This is a genomic window from Companilactobacillus suantsaicola (assembly GCF_004745525.1).
Classification (GTDB): domain Bacteria; phylum Bacillota; class Bacilli; order Lactobacillales; family Lactobacillaceae; genus Companilactobacillus; species Companilactobacillus suantsaicola.
In genome coordinates this window covers 30,508-55,173 of sequence record NZ_RKLY01000010.1, presented here as the reverse complement: position 1 = coordinate 55,173, position 24,666 = coordinate 30,508, and the positions used below count along the sequence as shown (strand labels likewise).

Genomic DNA, 24,666 nt, shown 5'->3' with positions numbered 1-24,666 from the left:
TTAAATTTTTTCAGACTACTTACTCTCTTTTTTAAAACCTTCGATTTTACTGAGATCTATCAAATTCAATTTGTTGATGAACAGAACTGCCAAGATAATTATTAATGACAAAAATGAGATCCGGCGCGACAACTTCTGAGTCGTGGTTTCAAAGTAATCTACCACTACCTTACCTTTCCCATTCACAGTCACTTGGGCTAGATTATTGTTTTCCTTATCCATCTTCAAGGTTGAAACTTTACCTTTTGATTGAGTACTTTGGAAACCATAATAACCAATGATCGGCAAATCTATTTTGGCATCTTTAGCGTGTTTAAAATTAAAACTAAGTCCGGTGCCGTATTGCTTGAAATCAGAAATTCGAGCTTTCCCATCAACGACCTTCGCCTTATGAGAACTCCGTTGCAATTCACTAACGTTAGTTCCGACTGGTAAATATTCTTGCCCTGCCCCAATACTATATGGCAATTGCTTGCTGTATGTCTGATAGGTATTTTTTTGCAGTGGTGAAGCGGAAACTAAACGATACGCTGAAGAAACGGTTGTTAAAGTCACAAAAACCATCAATAAGATTTTCATTGTTCTCTTCTGGAAAATATTCAATGGATCATCAGCGATAAAGACTGCCAACAAAATTGAAGCAATCATGTAGAAACGCCAAGGAAATTGAATCATTCTTAGTGGCGTCTTATTAAAGAGCTCCCATGGGAACAACCTTGTACTACAGAGCAACATTATGGCCCCGATCAAAGAGAAATGTAAAACGGCTCGATTCTTGATCTTGGAGACCGAGATAAAAATCACAATAGTCGCAAATAACAAGACTAAGCCTGGATTAGCTTGATCAAAGACATTGTTCAAACTGGCATGTGCCATATCTGAAAAATCATTAGCTGCCGCAACCAAATTAGGTTTGGACTGTGACAAGACAAATTTAGTATGTTTCAACTGTTCCAACATTGGTAAAAAATACGCTGCCGTTAATAACATTGAACACAAAACTGACCAGCCCAGAGAAACTAATCTCTTAGGATTTTTCTTCAATTCACTAATTTGGCATAACGCTACTATAACGATTAGAATTGCTACCAGTAAAGGCGAAATAGCGTGCGAATAAATGATTGCCGTCATTCCAAAAGTTAGATAGAGCCAATTTTGATGTTTACCGTAAAAAATTTCATAAATTCCTAAAAGAGCGATTGGTAAGAAGACAAATGTGCCAACTTCGCCTAAATCATGACGATATAAAATATCATGCATTCGATACGTCGATAACGTGTAGACAAAACTAAAAACTAGACTGCTCCAGTATTCCTTTTTAACCTTGTAAAAGCAGAGAAACGACACTCCCATCGTCAAAAAGGTTAAGAAAATGTTCAAACCTACCATCGCTTGGGCACTTGAATAACCCAATAAACGTAGGAAAACTGCTGGATACAAAATAAAGTCAGAGTAAAAGATGTCAACAATATATCCAAAGCCATCCATAAATGACATATTCACGAAAGGAAAATATTGATGCCTTAGAACTGAACGATATAACCCCTCCACACGCATATTGTGAAAACGATCATCACTCGTCCCTAAGAATGACCAGATCTTACCTTGAAAAATTTGTGCTTGGTACAATACCAGAACACTGACTGCCAAGAAAAGCAGTATCGTCAAGATAGTCACAAGAATTCGTTTAACGTTCTTTTTCTTCAAAAATGTTAGTTGCATAAATATGACCTTTCTAAAAAAAATTGACACGTATCATTATAATATCTTTTTTCCTGAAAAAAATACCCGCTTTTTCATTATTTTTTTATAACTTAGGTCAAAGCATAATCCAAATAAACTAAAAATAGAAATCACGCGACTAGCCTGTTGGACGATAGTTGGGTAGTAATCAACGATTGCCTTACCGTGACCACTGACTCGAATCTGTGCTAGACCATTTTTTCTCATTGTCAGAGTTGACACTTTGCCAAGTGAATCTTTAGTCGAATAACCGTAATAACCAATAATTGGCAAAATTATCTTGGTGTTTTTCGTCCCTTGAAAGTCAAACGTTAACTTTGTTCCTTGTTTTTTGAAATGGTTGACCGTACCTACTCCTACTAAAATCGGTTTACGACTGGTTCGACGTAATTGTTGCAAATTCGCATCCTTAGGCAAATACTCCTCGCCACTACCAATGCTGTAAGAATCCAAGTGATCAAAAGAAGCATAGCTGTCATACTGATTAGGAAAGTTTCTAATCAAAGCTAATTGGCTATTAAACATCAATAAGACGACTACGACGCCTAAAATGATTTTTTGCCAATCTTGTTTCAGGAAATTTAGTGGTGCACTGACTAAATAAATTGCGAACAGAATCGTGATCAACATATCCAAGCGCCAAGGAAATTGAATGATTTTTAGCGGAGTCTTTTCAAAAAAACTCCATGGAAATAACTTAGTCGTCATTAGTAACAGGATCTCGCCGATAATTGCGAAGTCTCTAATAGCAGCGCTTTTCACTTTAACTAGCGTGATGGGGATTAAAATCGCTACCAAGATCAAAATTAACCCAATGTTTTGTTGGTGCAAATAATTATGCCAACTAAATTTGAACACTTGTAAAACTGGTAGGCTACGATTGGCGACATCGACTGTCGGTTGGGTCAATTTGAACTGGGTGTGGTGCAGCTGTTCGAACATCGGTAGAAAATAGGCGGCGCTCAATAACAAAGCCATCAAACCTGAATAAACTAATTTGATAATTCTTTTTGGTTGTTGAATCAAAGTTTTTAATCGAAACAGCATTACCAAAACGATAAAGATGCCAATCAGAATTGGTGACAGTGAGTGTGAATAGATCACCATTACCATTCCAATTGTGAGTAGTAACCACTTACTCTCGTCGGCATAGAAAACTTCATAGACGCCTAAAACGACGATTGGTAAAAAGGTCAAGGTTAAAACTTCGCCCAAATCAAATCTTCTGACCATATCAAAGATTCGATAGGTACTTAGGGTATAGACAAAGGAAAACAACAGACTTTTGGCGTAATCTTTACTGGCATATTTATATGTAAAAAACGAACTGACGAAAGTACAAAAATTTAAGAAGACGTAATATATTACAAAGGCCGGAGCTGTTTTAAAAAAGAAGCGCAAAATTGCTGCCGGATACAGCCACAAATCAGAATAAAAGAGATTGACGATATATCCCAATCCATTCATAAACGACATATTGACTGCCGGAAATATTGTGCCATGTTTGAGTGCTTCATACAGTCCTTGGATTCTTAAAATATGGAAAAGGCCATCGGTCTCAATATCCAAGTATGACCAAATATGACCGTTGTTAATATCAGTTATGTAGAGTGAGACGATACTCATTACGAGAAACAATAATAAAGTAAAAGTTAAACGATGTTTTTTTAAAATTTCAGCCATTTTTTTCTCCAACAAAGTCCGCGTTCAAAAAAAAGGAACTCGAAGACAAATTAGTCCCCAAGTTCCCTCATTTATTATTACTTTATTAATACGACTTTATTGATAATCAGTCAAACAACTAGTTTAATATTTATATTTTAAGGTGCTACCCCAATCGATCAGACTCAAAATAAAGACCATGAAAATAATCGAAATATAGCTTAAAAAGATGCCATTCAAAACGTTATACAATACGTCTCTAACGTTGTAGTCAATATTAGTGACAATCAAATCCTGCAATGGGTAATAGCCACATCCCAAAACTATCGCTAACAAAATTGATGTACAAATACCGACGGTTCCTAAGTGATGGAAAAATAACATATTGGAGCTGACTTTTGAACGTAAACGAATCGCCAGCAACAAAAAGATGATAGCACTTGAAGCAATCACCACTTTAATTTGACGTTTAATCGTCTGCATTTTGACGAGTCCACGCTCAATTGGCCCCAAGTCATTATCGACAATTTGGTTCATCAAGGGTTCACTATTTTGAATTACGGTATCAATTTCGGTACCGATATTGAGATTGTAATTTCTAGCTTCGGCTTTTAATTTACTACCGATGGTTGCTAAAATCGTTGTCCCAATCGTTAGTTGCGAGTCATCATCGTACACTTCATCCACTGAGGTGTTAATAATTTTTCTGACATCAGAGTCAGTCAAATTAACGGCTGACAAATTAGTCGAAATCGAATAACTATTGACTAGTCTACCCAAGCGTTGATTCGTATAATTTTTGATCAAAGTCACATTAGTATCGCTACTAACCACTTTTTTTACATAACTACTACTCAGCACAGTAGACATAGTAATCCCCAAAAAGACTATGACCATCAAACAGATGGACAATAGAATCAGGGTGAAACCGTGTCGATTGTATGACAATGACTTGCTCATAATTACTTCTCCATAGCTAGATTAACAATTTCTTGTGGTGAATTGACGATCCATTCTGAATTTGCTTCTTTCAGTTCGTCAAAATCCCCGAATCCATAAGTAACGCCAATAGCTTTCAAATTGTTTTTATGTGCCCCTACGATATCACTATTACGGTCCCCTACCATAACAAGATTTTTAGGATCTAGTTCCACAGAAGTCTTTTCGATTCCATAGGCAATAACATCTTCCTTTAACGAACGAATCGATTCATCTTCAGCGGCGCCAAAAACATGGCGAATATATTGTTTCATATCTAACTTATCAATGATTCTCTTGGCAAAAATCTCTGGCTTTGAAGTAGCGATAAACAACTGCTTATCAGCTTTCTTTAAGGATTCTAACATATCATAGACGCCATCATAAACCGTGAACTCTTGCCAGCCTTCATCTTGGTAATATTCACGAAAAGCCAGTAAACTTTGATTGATGATTGGATCATCAGCTTCGACGTGATCATATTTTTGAAGTGAAGCACCAATAGTTGGCCCGATGAATGTGTGCAAAGTTGCATCATCATGTGGAATATAGCCCAAAGTATGTTCATACATGTAATGTAAACTCTTCATGATACCAATTTCCGAATTAATTATGGTGCCATCAAGATCAAAAAACAAATTGTTCAAATTTTATTCATCCTTTTATGTTAAATTTAAGTTATGTAAAGATTATATAGCAATCAATTAAAAATAACTAACAGTCGTAGGTAGAGTATGGTAAAAATCAAGCAACCACAAACGTATACCAGTCTCGAAAATGGACTCACTACTCAACAAGTTGATACGCAAGTTCAAAAAGGACTGATCAACGTCCAAATTAAAAAATTATCGCGTCCGATTCCCAAAATTTTAGCCGACAATATTTTTACGCTTTTTAACTTATTAAACGTTGTTATCGCAGGCTTAATTTTTTGGACGGGTTCATATCGTAATCTGTTCTTCTTAGGCCCCGTTATCGCAAATGTCATCATCGGTAGTTATCAAGAAATTCGGGCTAAATTAACCGTTGATAAAATCAGTCTCGTTAACACTTCTAAATTCACCGTCATACGTGACGGTGCGGAAAAACAAGTCGACATTGACGACTTAGTTGAAGATGATTTAGTTTTGATCAAACGTGGCGATACAATGCCCGCTGATGGAATCGTTCGTTCTTCTAATGGTCTACAAACTAATGAATCAGGTATCACCGGTGAATCAGATACAATCACTAAAAGTACTGGTGACCCAGTTTATTCAGGTAGTTTTGCAATTGCCGGTCTAGCGAAGATTCAATTGACCCAAGTTGGTCATGAAAGTTTTGTTTCTAAACTATCTTCAGCTGTTGGAACAGACAAACGTTCTGTTAGCGTTTTAATGAAAATAATTAATAACATTATTAAGATTTTAACATATACTATCATCCCAATTGGACTTCTTTTATTTTTCCGCTCATTCTTAAGAAATGGCGACGTTGCCCAATCAATTTTGGGAACTTCCGCTTCGGTTATCGGGATGATTCCTGAAGGTTTAGTCTTATTGACTTCAGTTGCCTTAGCCACTGGATCGTACAATTTATCCAAACGAAATATTTTGGTCAGGTCATTGAGTGCCATTGAGACCTTGGCCCGAGTTGATACACTTTGTTTGGACAAGACAGGTACGATTACTACTGGCAATTTAACCGTCAAAAAGACGCTTACTTTTGGTGTGACTGAAGAAAAACTGCAAGCTATTGCCAGTCGAATCGTTGTCGCAACTCAAGAAACTAACGCCACTGCTCAGGCAATTGCCAATCTAAAGGTTGAACCATTTTCCGCCGTGGTCGATGAAGTGATTCCTTTTTCTTCTGAAACAAAATATTCTGGTTTTGTTTCTAAAGGTGTGGGTTATTTAATGGGTGCGCCAGAATTTATCATTCAAAATCCTACCAAAGAAGTTACTAGAACTGTTCAACAGGCAGCTCAAGATGGCTATCGCGTGATTGCTATTCTGCAAGAATCCACCCAGCAAAATTTGCTCGGACTGATGTTGATTGCGGACGAAGTTCGGCCTCAAGCTCCTGATACGTTCAATTATTTGCGTAATCAAGGAATCGATTTGAAAATCATCTCAGGTGACAATCCGGTCACGGTCGCAAACGTTGCTGCTCAGGCGGGAATTAGTAGTGGCAAAGACTATATCGACATGAGTACAGTCAAAGACAATGACTATCACGATTTAGTCAAGCAATACAAAATTTTTGGACGAGTGCTGCCAACCCAAAAAGCCGATCTAATTTCAGCTATGCAAGATAATGGCTTAACGGTGGGAATGACTGGGGATGGTGTCAACGATGTTTTGGCCATGCGCCAATCCGACTGTAGTGTAGCGATTGCTGGTGAAAGCGATGCCGCCGAAGCGAGTGCCGATTTCGTCTTGTTGAACCGGAACTTTGACTCGATGATTTTCATGCTTAACGAAGGCCGCCGAGTGATCAACAACGTCGAACGTGTCGCTTCACTGTTTTTGATCAAGACGATTTACTCAGTCGTTTTGTCGATCATCTTCATCATTTTAGGAACCGGTTATCCATTCCAGCCTTCACAATTAACGCCTATCAACGCTTTAACCGTGGGAATCCCAACTTTCTTATTAGCCTTGGAGCCAAACTATACCCCACCAGCCGGTCGCTTCATGCGTAACGTAATGGAGATTGCTCTACCGTCAGCTTTGTGTAATATTATTTTCATTATTACCATTTCAGTTTTAGGTAAACATTTCAACTTTAATTACGATACAACCTCGACCTTATCTGTCTTCACGATTGGCATCATCGGTTACTGTGCTTTGATTTCTATCAGTAATCCATTATTCATCAGAAAGCAAGTTATGATTGGAATTTCCTTTGTTCTTTTCATCGTTACTTTCATTTTCGGACATACCGCGTTTGGTATCGAAAGTATCTTGAATCTGCAATATACCTACTTATTTGTCGCTATCTTCCTAACCGCATGGCCACTGTTTATGTTCATGCGTGAAGTTCTGGGAAGACGTGTATTTTCAAGAATAAATTGGAAATAAATTCGATTTTTTCTTAACAATTAAAACTTAAGACAAAGTACTCACTTTTGAGACTTTGTCTTTTTTAATTGCTCAAAAATACGGTATCCGTAAATGAATACCATACGTAAATTCTAATTATTTGTAATTAATGCTAAATAATAATTACAATTTAGAAAAATTGTTTAGACTAACTTGGACAGATGGGGGTCTTTGATAGATGCTATCTCAACAAAATAGAAACCTTTTTAAATTAGTCATAGGTCAAGCCTTATTATTAATTTCATTTACCATGTATTCAACAGTACTTCTCTATTTGTTAGTCCAACAATATAAAGCTAATGCTCACATAGTAGCAATATTTGGAGGAATGGCTGCAGTCCCACCTGCTTTGATTATTTTTCTATCTCCAAAATTAGGCCGAATAAAAAATAACAAACGAATTTTGATAAATCTTCAATTAATTTCGACTATTACTATTCTTGTTGATGGAATATTTTTAATAAAACATATCAATCTGTCTAGTATTGGCGTTCTATATTTTATATTGAGTGCCGTCAGCACAATTTCCGGTTCTGTAGAAGTTGGATTTGTTCCCATCGTTTTTCAAGAAGATGAAGATATGATCGAAAAATCCGTTGATTTTCAATATTTCATGGGAGCTGGAATAATAATCTTAACTAATATTGTCAGCTCACTTATGCTTGTGAGACATGATAGTTTTTGGCTATTAATGACTAGCTTTATTAGTGCACCAATAGGAATTATTTTTTATAGATCAATTAGTTACGATACAAGCCTCAATATCCAAAATTCTATTGAACAAAATGTACCTGAGCATTCATATTTAAAGCAAATGCTAGATTCGTTATATCAATTCTCACATACAATGCCAGCCTTTTTAATTATTTTGTTTGAAGCAATTTTAGGAGGTTTGACTGGTCTATTATTCCAACTATTGCCATTAACTATGAAAGAGTTAGGGCTATCGGTAGCAGTGTTCTCGATTGTCAATGCCGTTCAAAAAACAGGGGATTTAGTAGGTGGTATCTTTGCTCCGTTAATTAAATGGAATGCCTCAACATTTTTTACCCTTGACTATGTCGTTTCCGGAAGTTGTTTCATAGGTGCAACACTTTCCATCAATAACTTCATGCGACTGGCCCTTCTTCTAATAGCGGGAATAGTCATGGGAATGTCAGGAAACGTTTTTGAAAAACTAATGTATCGATCATTTAATGTCGGAAATATATCAGCCATGCATGCATTAGTAACCTCTACGTTTGCACTCTTTTCAGTTGTCAGCTACTTTGCCGTATGGATTAATGTAAAAACTTTAATTTTATGGAAAATTGTTGGCATCATCACAATAATATTTGGTTTGATAATTGTTTTATACCATCAAAAAAAAGAAGACAAACTTTAGATTTACTTAATAGTAAATTTAGTTTGTCTTCAATCAGAAACGCTGGGTCATTACTCAACGTTTTTTTAGTTATTAATCGAAACATCGCTTGCTTTGACCCATTCATCAGTCGCCACACGATACATTTTTTCACCTTTAACTTCACTAGTACGGTCAGTGTACCAAGGCGTATTCTTATCAAGTGCGCGATCAATTACTAACTGTCCCTTAGAATTATAGACAGCTGTTTCCTTTGAAGTTGTCACAACCCCACTGAATGGTTGATATTTATAAACCGAACTTGCTCTGACATATTGGTTAGTTGCCACACGATAGTATGTTACTCCATCGATTGTCTTAGTCTGGTCTGTTACCCAGTCAGAATTTTGTGACAATACAACGTCGTTATTCAATTTACCATTTTCATCATAAATAGCTACGTAACCACTATCAGGATAAGTCGTAATTAAATTCGTCTCAGTCGCATCTGACTTTTTCACATAAATTTTAACGACTCCGGAATTTTTATCAACTTTCAAAGTGACATCCGAAGCAGTTGTGAAAATGTAGCCTTTTGGTGCAGTCAAAGTAACAATTGCCCCTTGAGCAGCTTTACCAGTTTCAGTGCCGACTTCTTGGTCATTTGCTTGATCAATATAAGTTACTTGATAATTAGTATCAGCTTTTTTGACATAACTGACATAGCTATCTTTGTCTTTAGTCAAAACAAAGCCTTGATACTTCAAATCAGTGATTGAATAACCTTTAGGGGCTGTTGCTTTGATAAAGTCACCGAAATTGCCTTTACCAGTGGTTTTTCCAACTACCTTGTCAGTATCAGCATCCTTATATTGAATTGTGTAATTGAAATTCTGCAAGTCTAACTTTTTACTTTTTACATAAATAGTCTTCTTAGGCGTATCACTACTCAATTTGAACATCATATCAGCACTATTAACAAATTCATAATCCTCCGGTGCGTTTAGGAGAATGTCGCTGCCTTCTTCACCGTTTCCAGTTTGAACATCCCCAACTTTGGTGTTGGTATTTTTATCAATAAAGGTGATTTCATAAGGAACTGTTTTAGCAACTGTGATGACTTTCGTAGGATTTTCATCATCAACGGTGAAATTCTTTTGGGCATCGGTCAAAGTATATCCAGCTGGTACTTTTGTAGGATCAACCGTTTGAGTTGAACCATTAGCAGCTTGTCCCGCTTGTGAACCAACGATTTTGCCAGTATTTTTATCAACAATTAATACGTTGTAATTAACTTGTTCGGTGTTATCTGAGACAGTTAATGTTTGATTGGATAATGTATATTCAACCGGTGTATTAGGACTCTTAGTTCTCGTTTGAATGGCATCTGTCCCATCATCCTTGATTCCATGCGCTACAAAATCCACTTTTTGTTGACCAGCTTTAGTTACATCAACTGTTTTAGAATCAATTGAAATTCGATACTTGTTCCCATTATCGTCTGATAGAACTTGATAATTATTCAAATCCAATTTGTTATTCTTATCTAATTGAATAGTTTTATTTAATTTACTCCAATCGGGCCCATCATAGACCTTAACCTGACGAACAAAGGGTTCTCCCTTAACTTTGTAAGTAATATCTTCAGGAGTAAAGGTAACAGTTCCACCTTTTTTCTCAATATCATCAGATTTTTGAGTAATAGTCGTTTGATTATTACCAACATGTCCATTCAAATCGGTCTTATTTTTATTAGCATCCTTGACTACATTGGAGTGTTCATTATTCAAATTTTCTCCGCTAGTGATTATATTGTTAAAATTATCAGGCATATTATCTGCTTGGAAAATGAGTGGATTCTCAAATCCAGTCTCTGTATGTAAAGAAGGTTGGTAATAATTATATTTCAAATTAAAGGTCTTAGTTTCGCCATTTGAGGTATAACTAACTACCGAGGCAAAACCAGTAGTTTTATCATGATCTTTAATAGTCATAGGAACTTCTTGTTTGTTTTTATCAACAATTCCTATCGCCTTTTGCAATAAATCTTGATACTTTGTAGCCGTTGGAGCATCCTCTTTAAAAACTGGTACCACATCTAAAGTTGCTCCGTCCTTCAAATCATCAAATGCTCTTTGACCATTAGCTGTATCGGTATCTGTGTTATCAACATCTGTGTCATCAAGCTCTGAGACCGCTGTTAATGCCTTCGCTTGTTTTCCAGTCTCGTCTGTTACTGGAATTGGATCTGCATTTTTTGCCGCAATAACCGGTGTTGCTGCCCCCAAAATAGTTGTTGAAAGCATCAAGCCTGCTAAAGCCATCGTTGTAATTTTTCTCATAAATAAATATCTCCCTGACTATAATATTTATCTTCTTAACACATAAAGCATAGCAGTCTTGCATTAAAAAAGGAGCCATTTTTGAAGTTTTTTTCAAAAGTGGTTCCTCTTTTTTATTGTTCGGTTACATCGCTTGCCTTGACCCATTCATCAGTCGCAACACGATACATTTTTTCACCTTTTATTTTAGAAATTCTATCTGAATACCATGGAGCATCTTTGTCCAAAGCTCGATCGAGTACTAATTGGCCTTTGGAATTATAAACCGGAGTCACTTTTGAAGTTGTAACGACTCCCGTGAGTGGTGAGTAAACATACACTGAATCGGCTTTGACATATTGGTTCGTCGCTACTCGATAATAGTCTACGCCATCAATTGTTTTCTTCTGATCAGTGGCCCAGTCAGTATTTTGCGAAAGAACAACATCCTTATTCAATTTACCGTTTTCGTCATAAATTTCAACGTAACCTTCATATGGATGAGTTGTGAGCAAATTGTCTTCCGTCAGAGTCGATTGTTTTACAAAAATTTTGGCGTTGGGATTGTCTTTATCAACTTCATAAGTCGCATCGTTGGCATTCACAAAAGTGTAGCCAGCTGGTGTTTTCAAAGTGATTTTTTCACCAACAATTCCTAATCCTTTTTGTGTACCTACTTCTTCATCGGTATCTTGATCAACATAAGTGACGTTGTATGGCGTATCAGCTTTTTTGACATAACAAGTGAATGAATCATCATCTTTAGTCAAAGTGAATCCAGCAGAAGTCAAATCGGTAATCACATAACCATCGGGTGCGACAGCCGTAATTTGATCACCAAGTTTACCAGTTCCTTTTTTCTCGGAAATAACTTTGTCAGTATCAACATCGGTGTATTTAATTGTATAATTCAAATCTTGAGTCAAAATACTGCCTTTAGAAACTAAAATAGTTTTTTCTGGTTCAGTGCTGTCGAGTGTATAAATCATGTCGGTACTATCATCTAAGGTATAGCCGTCAGGAGCTGTAACTAATCTTGACTCACCTTCCTTACCTGTATCGCTTATTTGGCCAACTTTTTCTTGGTTATCTTTATCAACAAACGTAATCGTATAATCGACATCTTTAGCAACTGTTGCTACTTTAGTTGGATTCTTAGCATCGACCGTAAATGTCTTTTGTGCATCTGTTAATGTGTATCCCGTCGGTAAATTAGCTTTATCAAGTGTGATACTTGTACCATCAGCCGCTGAACCTGACTGTGAAGCTATTGTATTACCAGTCTTTTTATCGACTACCAAATAATTATAATTAACTTCTGACTTATCATCTGAAACAGTAATCGGAATCGTTTTAGTATACGAAATATTTTTACCTGTTCCGTACTCTTCCGCCGGACTAATGTTCATACCAATTGCTTTAAATTTAGCTTCGTAAGTCCCGGCTTTATTTATATTGATATCTTCAGGATTAGTAATTGTCACCATATAATCGTTGCCGTTTTCATCTTTTAAACTTGTCGAAGCATCTAAAATATCTTTATCACCTAATTGAATCGACGCATTAACTTTAGACCAATCAGGTTCTTTAAAGACCTTTACTTCCCTAGTAGTTACTACATCAGGAACATCATACAAATCATCTTTGGTAGTAAAAGTGACCTCTGAATTCGTTTCACCAAAATTCTCATCCAAACCGTGTGTTAATGAAACAGTAGCTGTATCTTTATTACCTTTCATATCTGTTCCATTTTTGGCGGTTGCCTGTATATTACTAGAATCAGTATTTAAATTACTTCCCTTATTACCTTCTTCAATAATCAAACGATACTTCTCAAGAGAAGTCCCATACTTAAAATTCAAGGCATACTGCAAACCATCACTGACTTCAGGACTTTTTAATTGGTAATCAATATTAAAAGTCTTTGTCGTATTCGTTTCTGGGTCTGTATAACTAACTTGATTAATGAATCCATGTGATTCATCAATTGATTTGACATTCATTGTCAATGGTTTAAAACTATCGTCCACGACACCTAACTCTTTAGCCAAAACTTCTTCATAATTTTCTGCAGAAACAGTACCACTTTCAAAAATTGGAGCCATTGGCAAATTTTCACCATCTTCTAAAGTTGAAAAAAGTACTCTCGGAGCAAAATCAGAAATACTTGATTCCTTTGTTCTCGCATCCTTCACATACAAGGCTTTTTCTTGGTCGGTCAATTCACTTTTAACCAAAATCGGCGTACTCTTCTTAGACGCCGCATCAATTAGTGAAACATTACTTCCCAAAACTGTTGCTGATAACAAAATACTCGTTAAAATTACCGTCCGCATTTTCTTCATCGTAGTATCTCCCTGACATATATAATATGACCCTATGTATATAGAATATCAGGATTTAAGGAAAAAAGAAGGCGCTTTCATCAGAAAACACCTTCTTTTTTTAACTATTATGTATTTTTTTTGAAATTTGAACGTTATTCACGCTTATGATGATCCATAAAATCTTTATGATTCTTTTCCATACCGCCTAAATAAACTATCGACAACACAATCACAGCAAACAATGCCAATAGAGCATGTGGTTGATTATAGAAAAATGATCCAATCGCCAAAATCATAAAAACCAATATTGAAATTCCTAAAGTAACTTTCGGGACCTTATCTTTCATAAAAAACACTACCTCTTTTATACTTCTATCTTAATTATGGAAGGAAAATTTCAATTTCGCAATCAAGATGCCTTAAAATTTCATACAAAAAAAGCCCCCACTATGTGAGAGCTTTTTATTATTCGTTACTCAAATCTTCACCATTTGATTCGATAACTTTCTTATACCAGTAGTAACTCTTCTTTGGTGTTCTGCTGAAATCACCTTTTTCATCGTCGTCACGGTCAACATAAACGAAACCATAACGTTTAGCCATTTGACCAGTACCGGCAGAAACAAGATCAATACAGCCCCAAGGAGTGTAACCAATCAAATCAACACCATCTTTGATAGCTTCTTTCATTTGTTCGATATGACCCTTGAGATATTCAATACGATAATCATCGTTGATTGAACCGTCTTTTTCAACTGTATCACGAGCGCCTAGTCCATTTTCAACAACCATAACTGGAATACCATAACGTCCGTAAACATCATTTAGATACCAACGAAGTCCTTTAGGATCCATTGCCCAGCCCCATTCACTGTACTTCAAGTATGGATTCTTAACACCTGTACTAAGGTTACCAGCGGCATCAGCTTTACTTTCATCAGTTGTCAAAGCATTTGATGAGTAGTAACTGAATGAATAGAAGTCAACTGTACCTTCTTTTAGAACTTCACTATCTTCAGCTGTGATGTTCAATTTAACATCATGTTCAGCCCAGAAACGTTTTGCAAAGTGAGGATATGCACCACGGACTTGCACGTCACCACAGTAGTAATTGTTCATTTCGTTAGCCAATTGAGCCTTCAAAATATCATCAGGATTTGAAGTCAACGGATAACTAACATTACCAGCAATCATACAACCGATCATGTTGTCAGGGTTGATCTTGTGACCAATTTTGACAGCCAAAGCACTGGCAACGAATTGGTGGTGTAAACCTTGAAGATTTTGTTGGATATCATCGTTACTCATCTTAGGATTGAATGGAGCCGAACCTTCTTTAACAGGAAGTCCTAGTGACATGTAGCCACCAAACATCATCCCAATATTGATTTCATTGAATGTTAACCAATATTTTACAAGATCCTTATATTCATTAAACAAAGTCTCAGCGTATTTAACGTAGAAGTCGATGACACGACGGTCACCCCAGCCACCGTAAGCTTCAGTTAAGTGATAAGGCATCTCGTAATGAGAAATTGTTATAAGTGGTTCGATGCCATATTTGTGACACTCTTCGAAAACATTGCGGTAGAAGTCTAATCCCTTTTGGTTAGGTTCTTTGTCATCACCATTTGGAAAAATTCTTGTCCAAGCAACTGACAAACGGTAAGTCTTGTAGCCCATACCAGCCAGTAACTTAATATCTTCTTTGTAGTGGTGGTAGAAGTCACTACCTTGATGTGAAGGATAATAAGCACCATCTTTAAATTCTTTAGTGAACACACGTGGTGTCTCATAAGTTCCACCTAACAAGTGGTCAGCAGTACTATCGCCTTTGCCATCAACATCCCAGGCACCCTCAAATTGGTTAGCAGCAGTAGCGCCACCCCACAAGAAATTCTTTGGAAATTCAGTCATAAATTAATATCTCCTTCATCTCAATATAGTTATATGTTAACGTTTTCTTTCTTCAGAAAACAAGTTCTATTTTAAATCAATTAAATTGTCACCGACATTTACTTGGCCGTTATTCTCGACTGTAACGCCGTTATAATCCTTGCTATTAGTTACTACAACTGGTGTCGTAACGTCATAACCTTGGCTCGTGATACCATCGACATCAAATTCCATCAAGAGTTGACCTTTCTTAACTTCCTGATCTTGTTCAACGTGACTCGTGAATCCTTTACCTTCAAGTTGAACTGTATCCATTCCGATATGAATCAATAACTCAGCTCCATCGTTGGAGTTTAATCCAATTGCATGTTTAGTTGGGAAAACTACCGAAACTTTTCCATCAACTGGTGAATAAACCTTACCTTCATCAGGCAAAATAGCAATTCCTTTACCCAAAGCTTCTGAAGAGAACACTTCATCTTTAACTTCACTCAATGAAACGACGCTTCCCTTGATCGGACTAACGATTGTTTCTGGTGTAACATCAGCTTTTTCAACTACTTCTGGTGCTGGTGTAGCGGTAGCAGTTGAACCCACCATAGCTGTAGCTAATTCTGGTTCATTATTATCTGTTTCTGTAACGGCGTTTTCTGCTTTCAAATCTTCTTTATTGAAACCAAATACTAAGGCAAGACCTAGAGTAACTGCAAAAGCTACGATCCAAGAAATGATAGCTCCGTAAAATTCCATATTGATACCATTTGGTCCAATGTAACTAGGTAATAAGAAGACTCCCAGTCCACCGACCATATAAGCTTTAGTTCCGAATAATCCTAAGATGGCACCACCGATTCCGCCACCGATACAACTCATTGCGAAGACCTTTTTACGTGGCAAAGTGATACCGTAAATAGCTGGTTCAGTAATTCCAAAAATACCAGATAAGAAGGCTGACCAACCAAGACCTTGAATCTTCTTACTCTTAACTTTCATAATAACAGCTAGAACAGCTCCGATTTGAGCAAATGAAGCAGCACCAGTTAAAACAAGAATTGGATCATATTGTAAGTTTTGAAGATTCAACATAGCAAGTGGAACTAGTCCCCAATGCAAACCGAAAATAACAAGTACTTGCCACAAACCACCGATCAAAATACCAGTGATAATTGGACTCATGTTGTAAAGACCAGAAGCACCAGCAGCCAAAGCATCACTGATCCATGATGTGACAGGTCCAACAACTAATAGTGTTAATGGAACAACAACAATCAAAGTAAAGAATGGTACTAAGAAAGTTTTAACAAAAGTTGGGATAACCTTCTTTAAATATCCTTCAACTTTAGAAGCAATCCACATCGCTACGATAATCGGAATAACTGATGAGGTATAGTTCATCATAATTACCGGAATCTTTAAGAACGTAATGTGAATTGGTGAAGACAAAGCTGTACCAGCAAACAAAGTGAATAATGGCTTACCAGTGGCAGCGGTTGGGTTCAAAGCAACGATAGTTGGATAAACTAAAGCTGCCCCGATCGATAACCCGATAAATTGGTCAACGCCAAATTTCTTAGCAGCTGACAAACCTAAAATAATTGGTAGGAAGTAGAAAAATGCATCACCAATAGCATAAAGCACAATATAAGTACCAGATTTTTCAGTCACAAGCCCAGTTGTTAATAAAATAGTTGCTAAACCTTTGATCATACCAGTGGCAGCCAAGCAACCTAAAGCTGGAGCAAAAATTCCTGAAATTAAATCAATAAATTTATCTAAGACACTAGTTTTTTCATCTGAATCATCATCAGCATCAACCGTTCCCCCATCAGGAAAACCACCGACTTTGATAACGTGATCGTATACGTCAGCAACTTCATTACCAATAACAACTTGGTATTGGCCACCACTTTGAACGACCGTTACGACACCTTCAGTATCTTTTAACTCATTCGTACTAGCTTTTTTCTCATCTTTTAATCTAAAACGTAATCTTGTGGCACAGTGAACAACACTTTTAACATTGTCTTTGCCACCAACTAATTTAACGATAGTTTTAGCTAAACCGTCGTAGTCTTTAATCATAATATCCTCCTTCTCCAACAAAAAAGCTCAAGACAACACACCTCTAAAAAAGGTCTGTAAATCTTGAGCTAATGCCTGCCGAACAGTAACACGCTATTTTATATTTAATTGTTTCGATGGGTCACTCGCCAAACGTGTAAAATCAAGTAAACTTGATCATTTTCAGAGAGTGCCCATCCTTTAGTATTGCGTAAAAATGTCGAAATCTTTTGGACTGTATTGTTCTCATCTGGATACTTAGCAATCATCAGTTTCAATAAACTCGGATCCAATTGTTCGCTTGAAACTTGACTAGATTTCAATTTTCTAATTAGAAAATATCGCAAGTGTGACACCAGACGACTGTAATTGAATGATTCATCATCTAAAGTCGTATGATAGCTTATTTGAATAATATTGATAATATCAGCAATCATCTTAGAAACTTGAATCGTATCTTGCAAACTTTCCTTCTCATTTTCGAGATTAACGAAATGATAAGTCAGAAAAACCAGCTCACCTTTAGGAAATACAACGTCCAAATCCTTTTTAATAATTTCGATTGCTCGAGCTGAAGCCTCATATTCTTTAGGAAATAATTTCTTTACTTCCCAACTAACAGCTCGATCTGTAAACTCGATTCCATCTTGAGCGCGTACATAAGCAAAATTGATATGGTCAGCTAAAATCAAATATTGATGGTCATTGAATTTAACCTTCAAAAAGCTTTCAGCATCCTGAACAATATCGGAAGTGACGTTGATAATCGATTCATCGTACTCTTCTAAAGTATCAAGCTCATCATTATTAACAGACTTGAATTTCTGAGTGATTTTTGATGCGTCCACCAAATCCCCCGGTTTCTTTCCAAATCCAATTCCCTTTCCAACAATCATCCATTCAACGTTTTCGTCATCGACGACAAGGGCGGCATTATTATTATAATTTTTGACAAATTTCAAAAATCCATACCTCCTCAAAAAAAATACCCACTAACCGTACACTAATAGTGTAACAGCTCAGTAGGTTTATGCCTGATCGAATCAGTAACACGCTCTTTTGTTTACGAGCACTATGTTAGCGTTTTCTTAAAACTAAGTCAAGTCATTTTTAGAAAATTTTTATGCCAAAAATAAATAATTTAGTAATCACACAATCATTATCCATTGTTATTCGATATGTTTATATTGTTTTTCGATAAAATTTCAAGTAAACTATTCCTAATCAAAAAAGAGGTCAAAACTATGAAAATCAATACTTTCTGGCTCAAAACGATTACAATTATCGCTGATCTATTCGTTTCTCTCTTCTCACTTATGTTATTACTGGAAATTCTTAGTTCTCTTCAAAATAAACCAAGCTTTAATCTAATCACCATGACTAGCATACCTGTTTTTATCGCCACTATTATAATCCTAATCATCAGTTTTTATTTGTTTCAGTTATACAAACTCCTTAGCACGAATAACTTTTTCACTGAAAAGGCACTAAGCTATGTCAGAAAGATTCGCTATTCACTAATTAGCTGCACAATTTTATTTTTAGCAATCATCCCCCTAGCCTATTCGGCCGCCAAAATCGATAACACGCCAGGAATTATCATCTTAGCTCTGATATTAATTTTCATCCCTTTGACAATCGCAGCTTTTGTTTCGGTGATGGAAAAAATTTTACTCAATGCGATAAATTTGCTGACAAAATAGCCTTTTTAAGCTACCTTTATTAATGTTTTGCTTTAATAAAGTTGGTCAAAATATTAATCAGATATTTTGGAAACGCTGTCAACTGATAACCATCGAAATAACGCTACAAAATGTCTATAAACTCGACTATACTTGAGTTAACGGGGATAGAAGCATAAATCATTCTATGAGTAATTCTTTTTTGAACCGATATAAATTTTATTATGATATTATGCTAATAAATAAACATAATAAGGAGTCTTGAATATGACAAAAAATATTGCTGTTGTAGCCATGAATACAAAGAAGATTCCCTATGTTGGTGGTGACGAACTCATTATCACACTTGATAATCAAAAAGTTTGGTATACCGCTAACACCAAACAAATCAGAATCCCACTTGTTATTAAATTTGGCGATTTAATAATCAATAAATTCATTCAACGTTTTATGAAACGTTCTAAGAAACGTGATCTGTTAAAGACTAATTATTTTTCAAAACAAGTTGCTCGTTTTCTAGGTCGAAATGAATTCACACAAGTTGTTTTTGAAAATGAACATCTCAGAACAACTATTTCTCACAAGCTAGAGAAGAAACACGGCTTTGTTCCGGAAACTTCTTTGGCATAATAAGTATTTCGTCTTCCACAAAAAACTCGATTGGGCTCAGATACGGCCAATCGAGTTTTTTTGTTCCACCAGGTCTTATTTCTATTCATTTGCAAAAGAAAAATGAAAATTATAATATTTCTAATGGAACAAATTATAAAAAGAGATATTATTTATGAAAAAAAGATTATTTACTACTAATGTTACACTCGTTTTGATTGCTAGTTTCTTCTATATGATGAGCTCGATGTTGATCACGCCGATCATTGCCGAATTCACTCAAAGTATTGGAGCTACTAGTGCCATTGCCGGTTTAATTGCTGGTATTATGAACATCACTTCACTTTTACTGCGACCGATTGCTGGTAATCTGACTGATCGAATTTCTAAATATCAGTTAACTATGATTGGGGCTAGTTTTTTATTAATCGCCAATCTTGGTTATGGTTTAACGACTAATTTGGCTATCATTACCGGTTTAAGAATTATCAACGGAATTGGTTATACGATGTGCTCGGTCTGTATGTCGACTTGGATTGCTGATCTCTTACCACCGACTCGTGTTGGTGCTGGTATGGGAATTTATGGTCTTGCCAACGCACTCGGTATGGCTTGTGGGCCGGCGATCAGTATTTTTCTCTACAAACATGTTGGTCACCAAGCTTCATTTTGGGTTGCTGCTGCATCTAGTTTCCTATTGATAATTATCATCCAATTCGTCACCAATCGTGGTTTACCTACCATTTTAAAAACTACCAAAAAGAGACGACTTCGAATTGTCCATCCTAAAGTTGTCCCTATTGCAATTATTTTACTGTTATTCTCTTTACCATATTTTGCTACCCAAACTTATCTAGTCAGCTACATTACTCGACTCCACCTCAACGTTTCAGCGGGAATCTTCTTTCCTATTTATGCGGTTATTTTGTTAGTTCTGCGAATTTTGATGCGTGATTTGTTTGACCGCATTCCTTTCAAGAAATTCTTGTGGCTAAGTTTAGTCGGTAATTTAATTGGTCTAATCGGCTTGACCCATCTGACTAACTTATTTTATCTGTTGATAAGTACCACTGGTCTAGCAGTGGGATACGGTTTGATGTTCTCAATTTGCCAGGCGAAAGCTTTGATGGTCGTCAATCAAGATGAGCACGGGATTGCCAACAGTACCTTCTTTGTCGGCGTCGATTTAGGCATGTCGCTGGGACCAATTATCGGTGGTCTGATTAGCAATTTCTTGCCAATGACCTGGTTCTACCCTATCATGATGCTCACTCTGCCATTGATTGTTTTGATTTATTGGTTCAATCGAAAGCTTTTGGGATAAAAAAATAGTCGTGTGATCAAAATAGTGATCACGCGACTTTTTTTATCTAAACTGGCTTGTTCCGCTCTCTATCTGACAACTTCATCAATTGGTTCATCACCAGAAACAAAATTGATGTCCTTCTTGATTGTTGAAGGTGTTTCAAGTGATTGAGCAATTACTTTAGCAACGTCAGCTCTTGGAACTGAACCACCTTCGTAATTACTTTGAAGATTGATTTTTTCATTAGCAGCTTCATCGGTCAAAGTTCCTGGATGAACGATTGTATAATCTAAGTTCGTACTGCGCAAATACTTGTCAGCATAGTGTTTAGCTGTGTAATAAGGTCTAATACCTGAAGCACCCCACTTACTTGGATCATCACTAAAGACAGCACTGACCATTACATAACGCTTGATGCCTAATTGTTCAGTTGCATCCATCGTCTTAATAGCTCCATCGAGATCAATCTCAATTGTCAATCCATCACTTGCGCCACCAGCACCGGCACTAAAGACCACTGCATCAGCTTTTGATTCGGCGATAGATTGCTTAATTTCAGCAAATGGTGCCGTCAAGTCGATGTATTGTGTAGCAATCCCATCTGCTTGATATGACTTGATCTGTTCTTCTTTTCTCAAACCAGCAACCACGTCAACTTTTCTATCTTGCAATTCATTTACTAGCAAACGGCCAACTTTACCGTGTGCACCAATAATAAGTACTTTCATCAATAATTACCTCCTCATATGTTTTCACCTTAACAATAATTATCTTGATATTCTATTATTATGTCTCGAGGTAAATTTTATTTGGTGTCGTTCTTTTTTGTTGTTGGTGGTTAGATGCCGTCTTCCGCAACAGCTCTGGGAAACGCTGGAACGCTGTGGGCACAACTTGAAGCTTACGCAAAGTACGCGCAATCTCCAAGATTGGCCTTTTTGTAAATGCTAAAGCATTAACAAAAATTTCACGGCTGAGCATTTCCCAGAGCTGTTACTCCAGACTAGATTTTAGTTCTTTGCATTTATTGTATTTAATTCAAAAATGGATATAGCTTCTATTTTATTAAATACAGAATTATTTTATAGTTTAAATGCGTTATAACGCTTTGATATTTCTATTAATTTATTTCAAAAAAAGAGGATATTACTGCTACTGCAAAATTTTGCAATATTGTAATATCCTCTTTTTTTATTTGTTAATTTTTATAACGTTAAAAACATTGTAAACAGTTAAAATATCAAGGTCTACTTCAGAATAGGATTACTATTCTTAAATAATTGGAAAGTATATAACTAATAGATTCGTTATTTAGTCCGGAATATCTCACCAACAAACCACCCTAGTACGTTACTGCCTGTTTACTTTCTAGCTTGAACTCTTTGCCTTTGATATTGATCAAGCAACTGTGTTCTGCTGAGACTGTAACGGTGTTATGTTCAAAAGTGAAGTGATAACTATTGCCACGGTACTTTTGACTGAAGGATAACTTGTGCCAAGTTTTTGGTAGTTTTGGATCTACGGTTAGTTCTGATCCAATTAGCTTTACACCCGCCAGATCACGCATCATCACTGTTAGTGTTGAGCCCATAACGCCGATATGGATTCCTTCGGCGGTTGTTCCACCTTGGATGTCATCATAATCGGAGCGGATGGCTATTTGGAGTTTCTTCCAAGCTGCTTCACTGTCTCCACAATTAGCGTCGATACTGGCGTAAACTGGGCGAGACATGGTTGAGCCATGAACGGTTCTGGCTAAATAGTAGTCTCGATTCTTCGTTAGCCAATCATCCGAAACTGAAACTCCTAATTTCTTTAAGACGTTGGCCATGACTTGTGGTCCGAAATTGTAGATCATCATCAAGGTGTCCGCTTGTTTATCTACCTGATAATTGTTTGCTGACTTGTTTTCTGAAGTCAGGATTCGATCGATTCGGTGGATGTCTCCATATTTCTTGGCATATTCAGTTAGATTCAAGTCTTTTAATTCGAAGTAGTGGTTATACTGTTCGATTATTCCTTCTTGATTCGTGAATACTTTTAATCTGTGAGTCACTTCAGCGGCTTTTTCTAACAGGTCAGTACTGAAACCAACTTTTTGGCAGATTTGCTGGAAGTAGACTGGTGAATCTTCTTGTAAGTCTAACAGCCACATTAACGACCAGACTAGCATCAGATTCGTGTAGGCATTGTCAGATAGACCACCTTGTTTCGTATCAGGATAAGCTTCGTGATATTCATCTGGACCCATAACGCCTGACAAGTGATAGTTTTGACCGTCATACTCGAGTTTCTCTAGCCAGAATTTGCTAGTCAGTAGTAAGACTTCTAGGCCACCGTGTGTCATTAGACTGTAGTCACCGGTGATGTGAGTATAACTCCACAAATCGTAAACTACTGCTAATGAAACGTGTCTTTGTAGGCGGGAATTGTCTGGGTACCACTGATTACTGATGGGATTTAAGTGGATAAATTGTGCTTGCTCGTCCCCCAAACTTGCTGACTGCCAAGGGTACATTGCTCCATGCTCCATTTGTGCTTGAGCATTTTTTCGAGCGGCTGGCAACCTTTTGATTCGATACTTTAAAATTGCTTTAGCGGCTACTGGATTTGTTTTGGCTAGGTAAGGAATGACAAATAGTTCATCCCAGAAAATGTGTCCTCGATAGCCTTCACCAGTTAATCCCCTCGAACCAATCGAAGCGTCAAGATCTTGATTGTTCTTTGATGCCGCTTGATGCAATTGGAAAATATTCAAACGAATGACCTTTTGAATATCTGGATCATCGCTATCTAAGACAACATCCCCGTCGATCCAGAATTCTTGCCAATGTTGGCGGCTGTTTTGGTCAATCTCTTCAAACGTGTGTGTCAGTGCATCTTGGACCGTTTTTAGGAAATTTTGATCCTCGTAACTGGTCGAAATAGCCATCACGCGACTGAATTGCAAAGTTTGATTAGCGGCCAAATCAAGCGTCAGTTGATCATCAACTGTATCTAAAGTCGCACTAGTTGTGAAATCTCCATCCTCACTGACGGTTCTCGCACCGATTGCAAACTTGATTTTTGATTGCAAAGTTTGACCTTGTAAAACTTGATCAGCAACGTGCTCTACAGAAAATTCTTGGCTATTAAAGTCACGATAGCGAACGACGTTTTGATTCTTCACATCACCATCGATCAACATATCGACTTGGACTCTAGCAGAAAAATCTAATCTCAATTCAACTTTTAAAGCGAAACGATGATAGTTATCCGGATCAACTACTTTGGTTGTCTTCACAAACAAGTGTCCAGAAGCGACTGGATAAACTAGTTCCTCAATTAATTCACCTGTCTTCAAATCTAAGGTAGCCAAGCGTTGGTGATAGGGAACTGAAATACTAACGTTATCTACTTTTACCTTGAGTAGTTGAGGATTAGGAAAATTGACTATGTCTTCGTTAACGACATCGTGTCCATTGACGTTGGTCGTTGTTTGATTGAAGACTCCTGCCACGTAAAGTCCAGGATAGTGGTCAGCGTTATAACGGCTCATCAAAGGTGCACCGCGCCAACCAAGATAGCCATTTCCTAGGGTCAACAGTGCTTCTTGACCGTATGACTTAGATCCGGTTGGCATATCTTTATAAGTGATTTGCCAATTATTAGTCATC

17 protein-coding genes are annotated in these 24,666 nt (G+C 36.8%); 5 read left to right on the top strand and 12 right to left on the bottom strand.

Going from position 1 to position 24,666, the window contains the following annotated elements; all coding sequences use genetic code 11:
• Positions 1-15: 15 nt before the first annotated feature.
• The 4 genes from EGT49_RS05285 to EGT49_RS05270 form a co-directional block, all read right to left on the bottom strand.
• Positions 16-1,722, bottom strand: a complete 1,707-nt coding sequence (locus EGT49_RS05285; RefSeq protein ID WP_135372241.1) for a glycosyltransferase family protein — start codon at positions 1,720-1,722, stop codon at positions 16-18.
• A 36-nt stretch (positions 1,723-1,758) separates the two neighbouring features.
• Positions 1,759-3,426 (bottom strand): glycosyltransferase family protein, encoded by a 1,668-nt coding sequence (locus EGT49_RS05280; RefSeq protein WP_135372239.1) that lies wholly within the window; start codon positions 3,424-3,426, stop codon positions 1,759-1,761.
• Between the two features lie 123 nt (positions 3,427-3,549).
• The gene (locus tag EGT49_RS05275; protein ID WP_135372237.1) at positions 3,550-4,365 is read right to left on the bottom strand and encodes a hypothetical protein; all 816 of its coding nucleotides are present in this window, start codon (positions 4,363-4,365) and stop codon (positions 3,550-3,552) included.
• 2 nt (positions 4,366-4,367) lie between these two features.
• Positions 4,368-5,030, bottom strand: coding sequence for an HAD hydrolase-like protein (locus EGT49_RS05270; protein ID WP_135372235.1), 663 nt, complete (start codon positions 5,028-5,030; stop codon positions 4,368-4,370).
• Between the two features lie 87 nt (positions 5,031-5,117).
• Between EGT49_RS05270 and EGT49_RS05265 the strand changes: the two genes are divergently transcribed.
• Together EGT49_RS05265 and EGT49_RS05260 are read left to right on the top strand one after the other, a co-directional pair.
• On the top strand, positions 5,118-7,445 hold the full coding sequence (locus EGT49_RS05265; RefSeq protein WP_135372233.1) for an HAD-IC family P-type ATPase: 2,328 nt from the start codon (positions 5,118-5,120) through the stop codon (positions 7,443-7,445).
• Positions 7,446-7,644: 199 nt separating this feature from the next.
• On the top strand, positions 7,645-8,850 hold the full coding sequence (locus tag EGT49_RS05260; protein ID WP_135372231.1) for an MFS transporter: 1,206 nt from the start codon (positions 7,645-7,647) through the stop codon (positions 8,848-8,850).
• Positions 8,851-8,915: 65 nt separating this feature from the next.
• Here EGT49_RS05260 and EGT49_RS05255 read toward each other — a convergent pair whose 3' ends face one another.
• The 6 genes from EGT49_RS05255 to EGT49_RS05230 form a co-directional block, all read right to left on the bottom strand.
• Complete coding sequence (locus EGT49_RS05255; RefSeq protein ID WP_135372229.1) at positions 8,916-11,150, bottom strand: SLAP domain-containing protein; 2,235 nt, start codon at positions 11,148-11,150, stop codon at positions 8,916-8,918.
• A 113-nt stretch (positions 11,151-11,263) separates the two neighbouring features.
• Entirely contained in the window at positions 11,264-13,474 is a 2,211-nt protein-coding gene (locus tag EGT49_RS05250; protein WP_135372227.1) for an SLAP domain-containing protein, read from the bottom strand.
• A gap of 134 nt (positions 13,475-13,608) precedes the next feature.
• Positions 13,609-13,803: a hypothetical protein gene (locus EGT49_RS05245; protein WP_135372225.1), complete on the bottom strand. Its 195-nt coding sequence runs from the start codon at positions 13,801-13,803 to the stop codon at positions 13,609-13,611.
• A 118-nt stretch (positions 13,804-13,921) separates the two neighbouring features.
• Positions 13,922-15,373: a glycoside hydrolase family 1 protein gene (locus EGT49_RS05240; RefSeq protein ID WP_135372223.1), complete on the bottom strand. Its 1,452-nt coding sequence runs from the start codon at positions 15,371-15,373 to the stop codon at positions 13,922-13,924.
• Between the two features lie 66 nt (positions 15,374-15,439).
• Positions 15,440-17,434 (bottom strand): beta-glucoside-specific PTS transporter subunit IIABC, encoded by a 1,995-nt coding sequence (locus EGT49_RS05235; protein WP_135372221.1) that lies wholly within the window; start codon positions 17,432-17,434, stop codon positions 15,440-15,442.
• Positions 17,435-17,538: 104 nt separating this feature from the next.
• Positions 17,539-18,375, bottom strand: coding sequence for a PRD domain-containing protein (locus EGT49_RS05230; protein ID WP_167849760.1), 837 nt, complete (start codon positions 18,373-18,375; stop codon positions 17,539-17,541).
• 282 nt (positions 18,376-18,657) lie between these two features.
• On the opposite strand from EGT49_RS05230, the gene EGT49_RS05225 reads away from it, so the two are divergent.
• The 3 genes from EGT49_RS05225 to EGT49_RS05215 all read left to right on the top strand — a co-directional run bounded on the left by EGT49_RS05225 (position 18,658) and on the right by EGT49_RS05215 (position 21,028).
• Positions 18,658-19,116 carry a DUF2975 domain-containing protein gene (locus EGT49_RS05225; RefSeq protein WP_167849759.1) on the top strand — a complete coding sequence of 153 codons (459 nt, stop codon included), beginning with the start codon at positions 18,658-18,660 and terminating at the stop codon, positions 19,114-19,116.
• A 246-nt stretch (positions 19,117-19,362) separates the two neighbouring features.
• Positions 19,363-19,725, top strand: a complete 363-nt coding sequence (locus tag EGT49_RS05220) for a hypothetical protein (protein WP_135372215.1) — start codon at positions 19,363-19,365, stop codon at positions 19,723-19,725.
• Positions 19,726-19,879: 154 nt separating this feature from the next.
• Positions 19,880-21,028, top strand: coding sequence for an MFS transporter (locus tag EGT49_RS05215; protein ID WP_135372213.1), 1,149 nt, complete (start codon positions 19,880-19,882; stop codon positions 21,026-21,028).
• 68 nt (positions 21,029-21,096) lie between these two features.
• On the opposite strand, the gene EGT49_RS05210 is transcribed toward EGT49_RS05215, so the two are convergent.
• Together EGT49_RS05210 and EGT49_RS05205 are read right to left on the bottom strand one after the other, a co-directional pair.
• Positions 21,097-21,738 carry an SDR family oxidoreductase gene (locus EGT49_RS05210; RefSeq protein WP_135372211.1) on the bottom strand — a complete coding sequence of 214 codons (642 nt, stop codon included), beginning with the start codon at positions 21,736-21,738 and terminating at the stop codon, positions 21,097-21,099.
• 614 nt (positions 21,739-22,352) lie between these two features.
• The gene (locus EGT49_RS05205) at positions 22,353-24,665 is read right to left on the bottom strand and encodes a glycoside hydrolase family 65 protein (RefSeq protein ID WP_167849758.1); all 2,313 of its coding nucleotides are present in this window, start codon (positions 24,663-24,665) and stop codon (positions 22,353-22,355) included.
• Position 24,666: the final 1 nt, after the last annotated feature.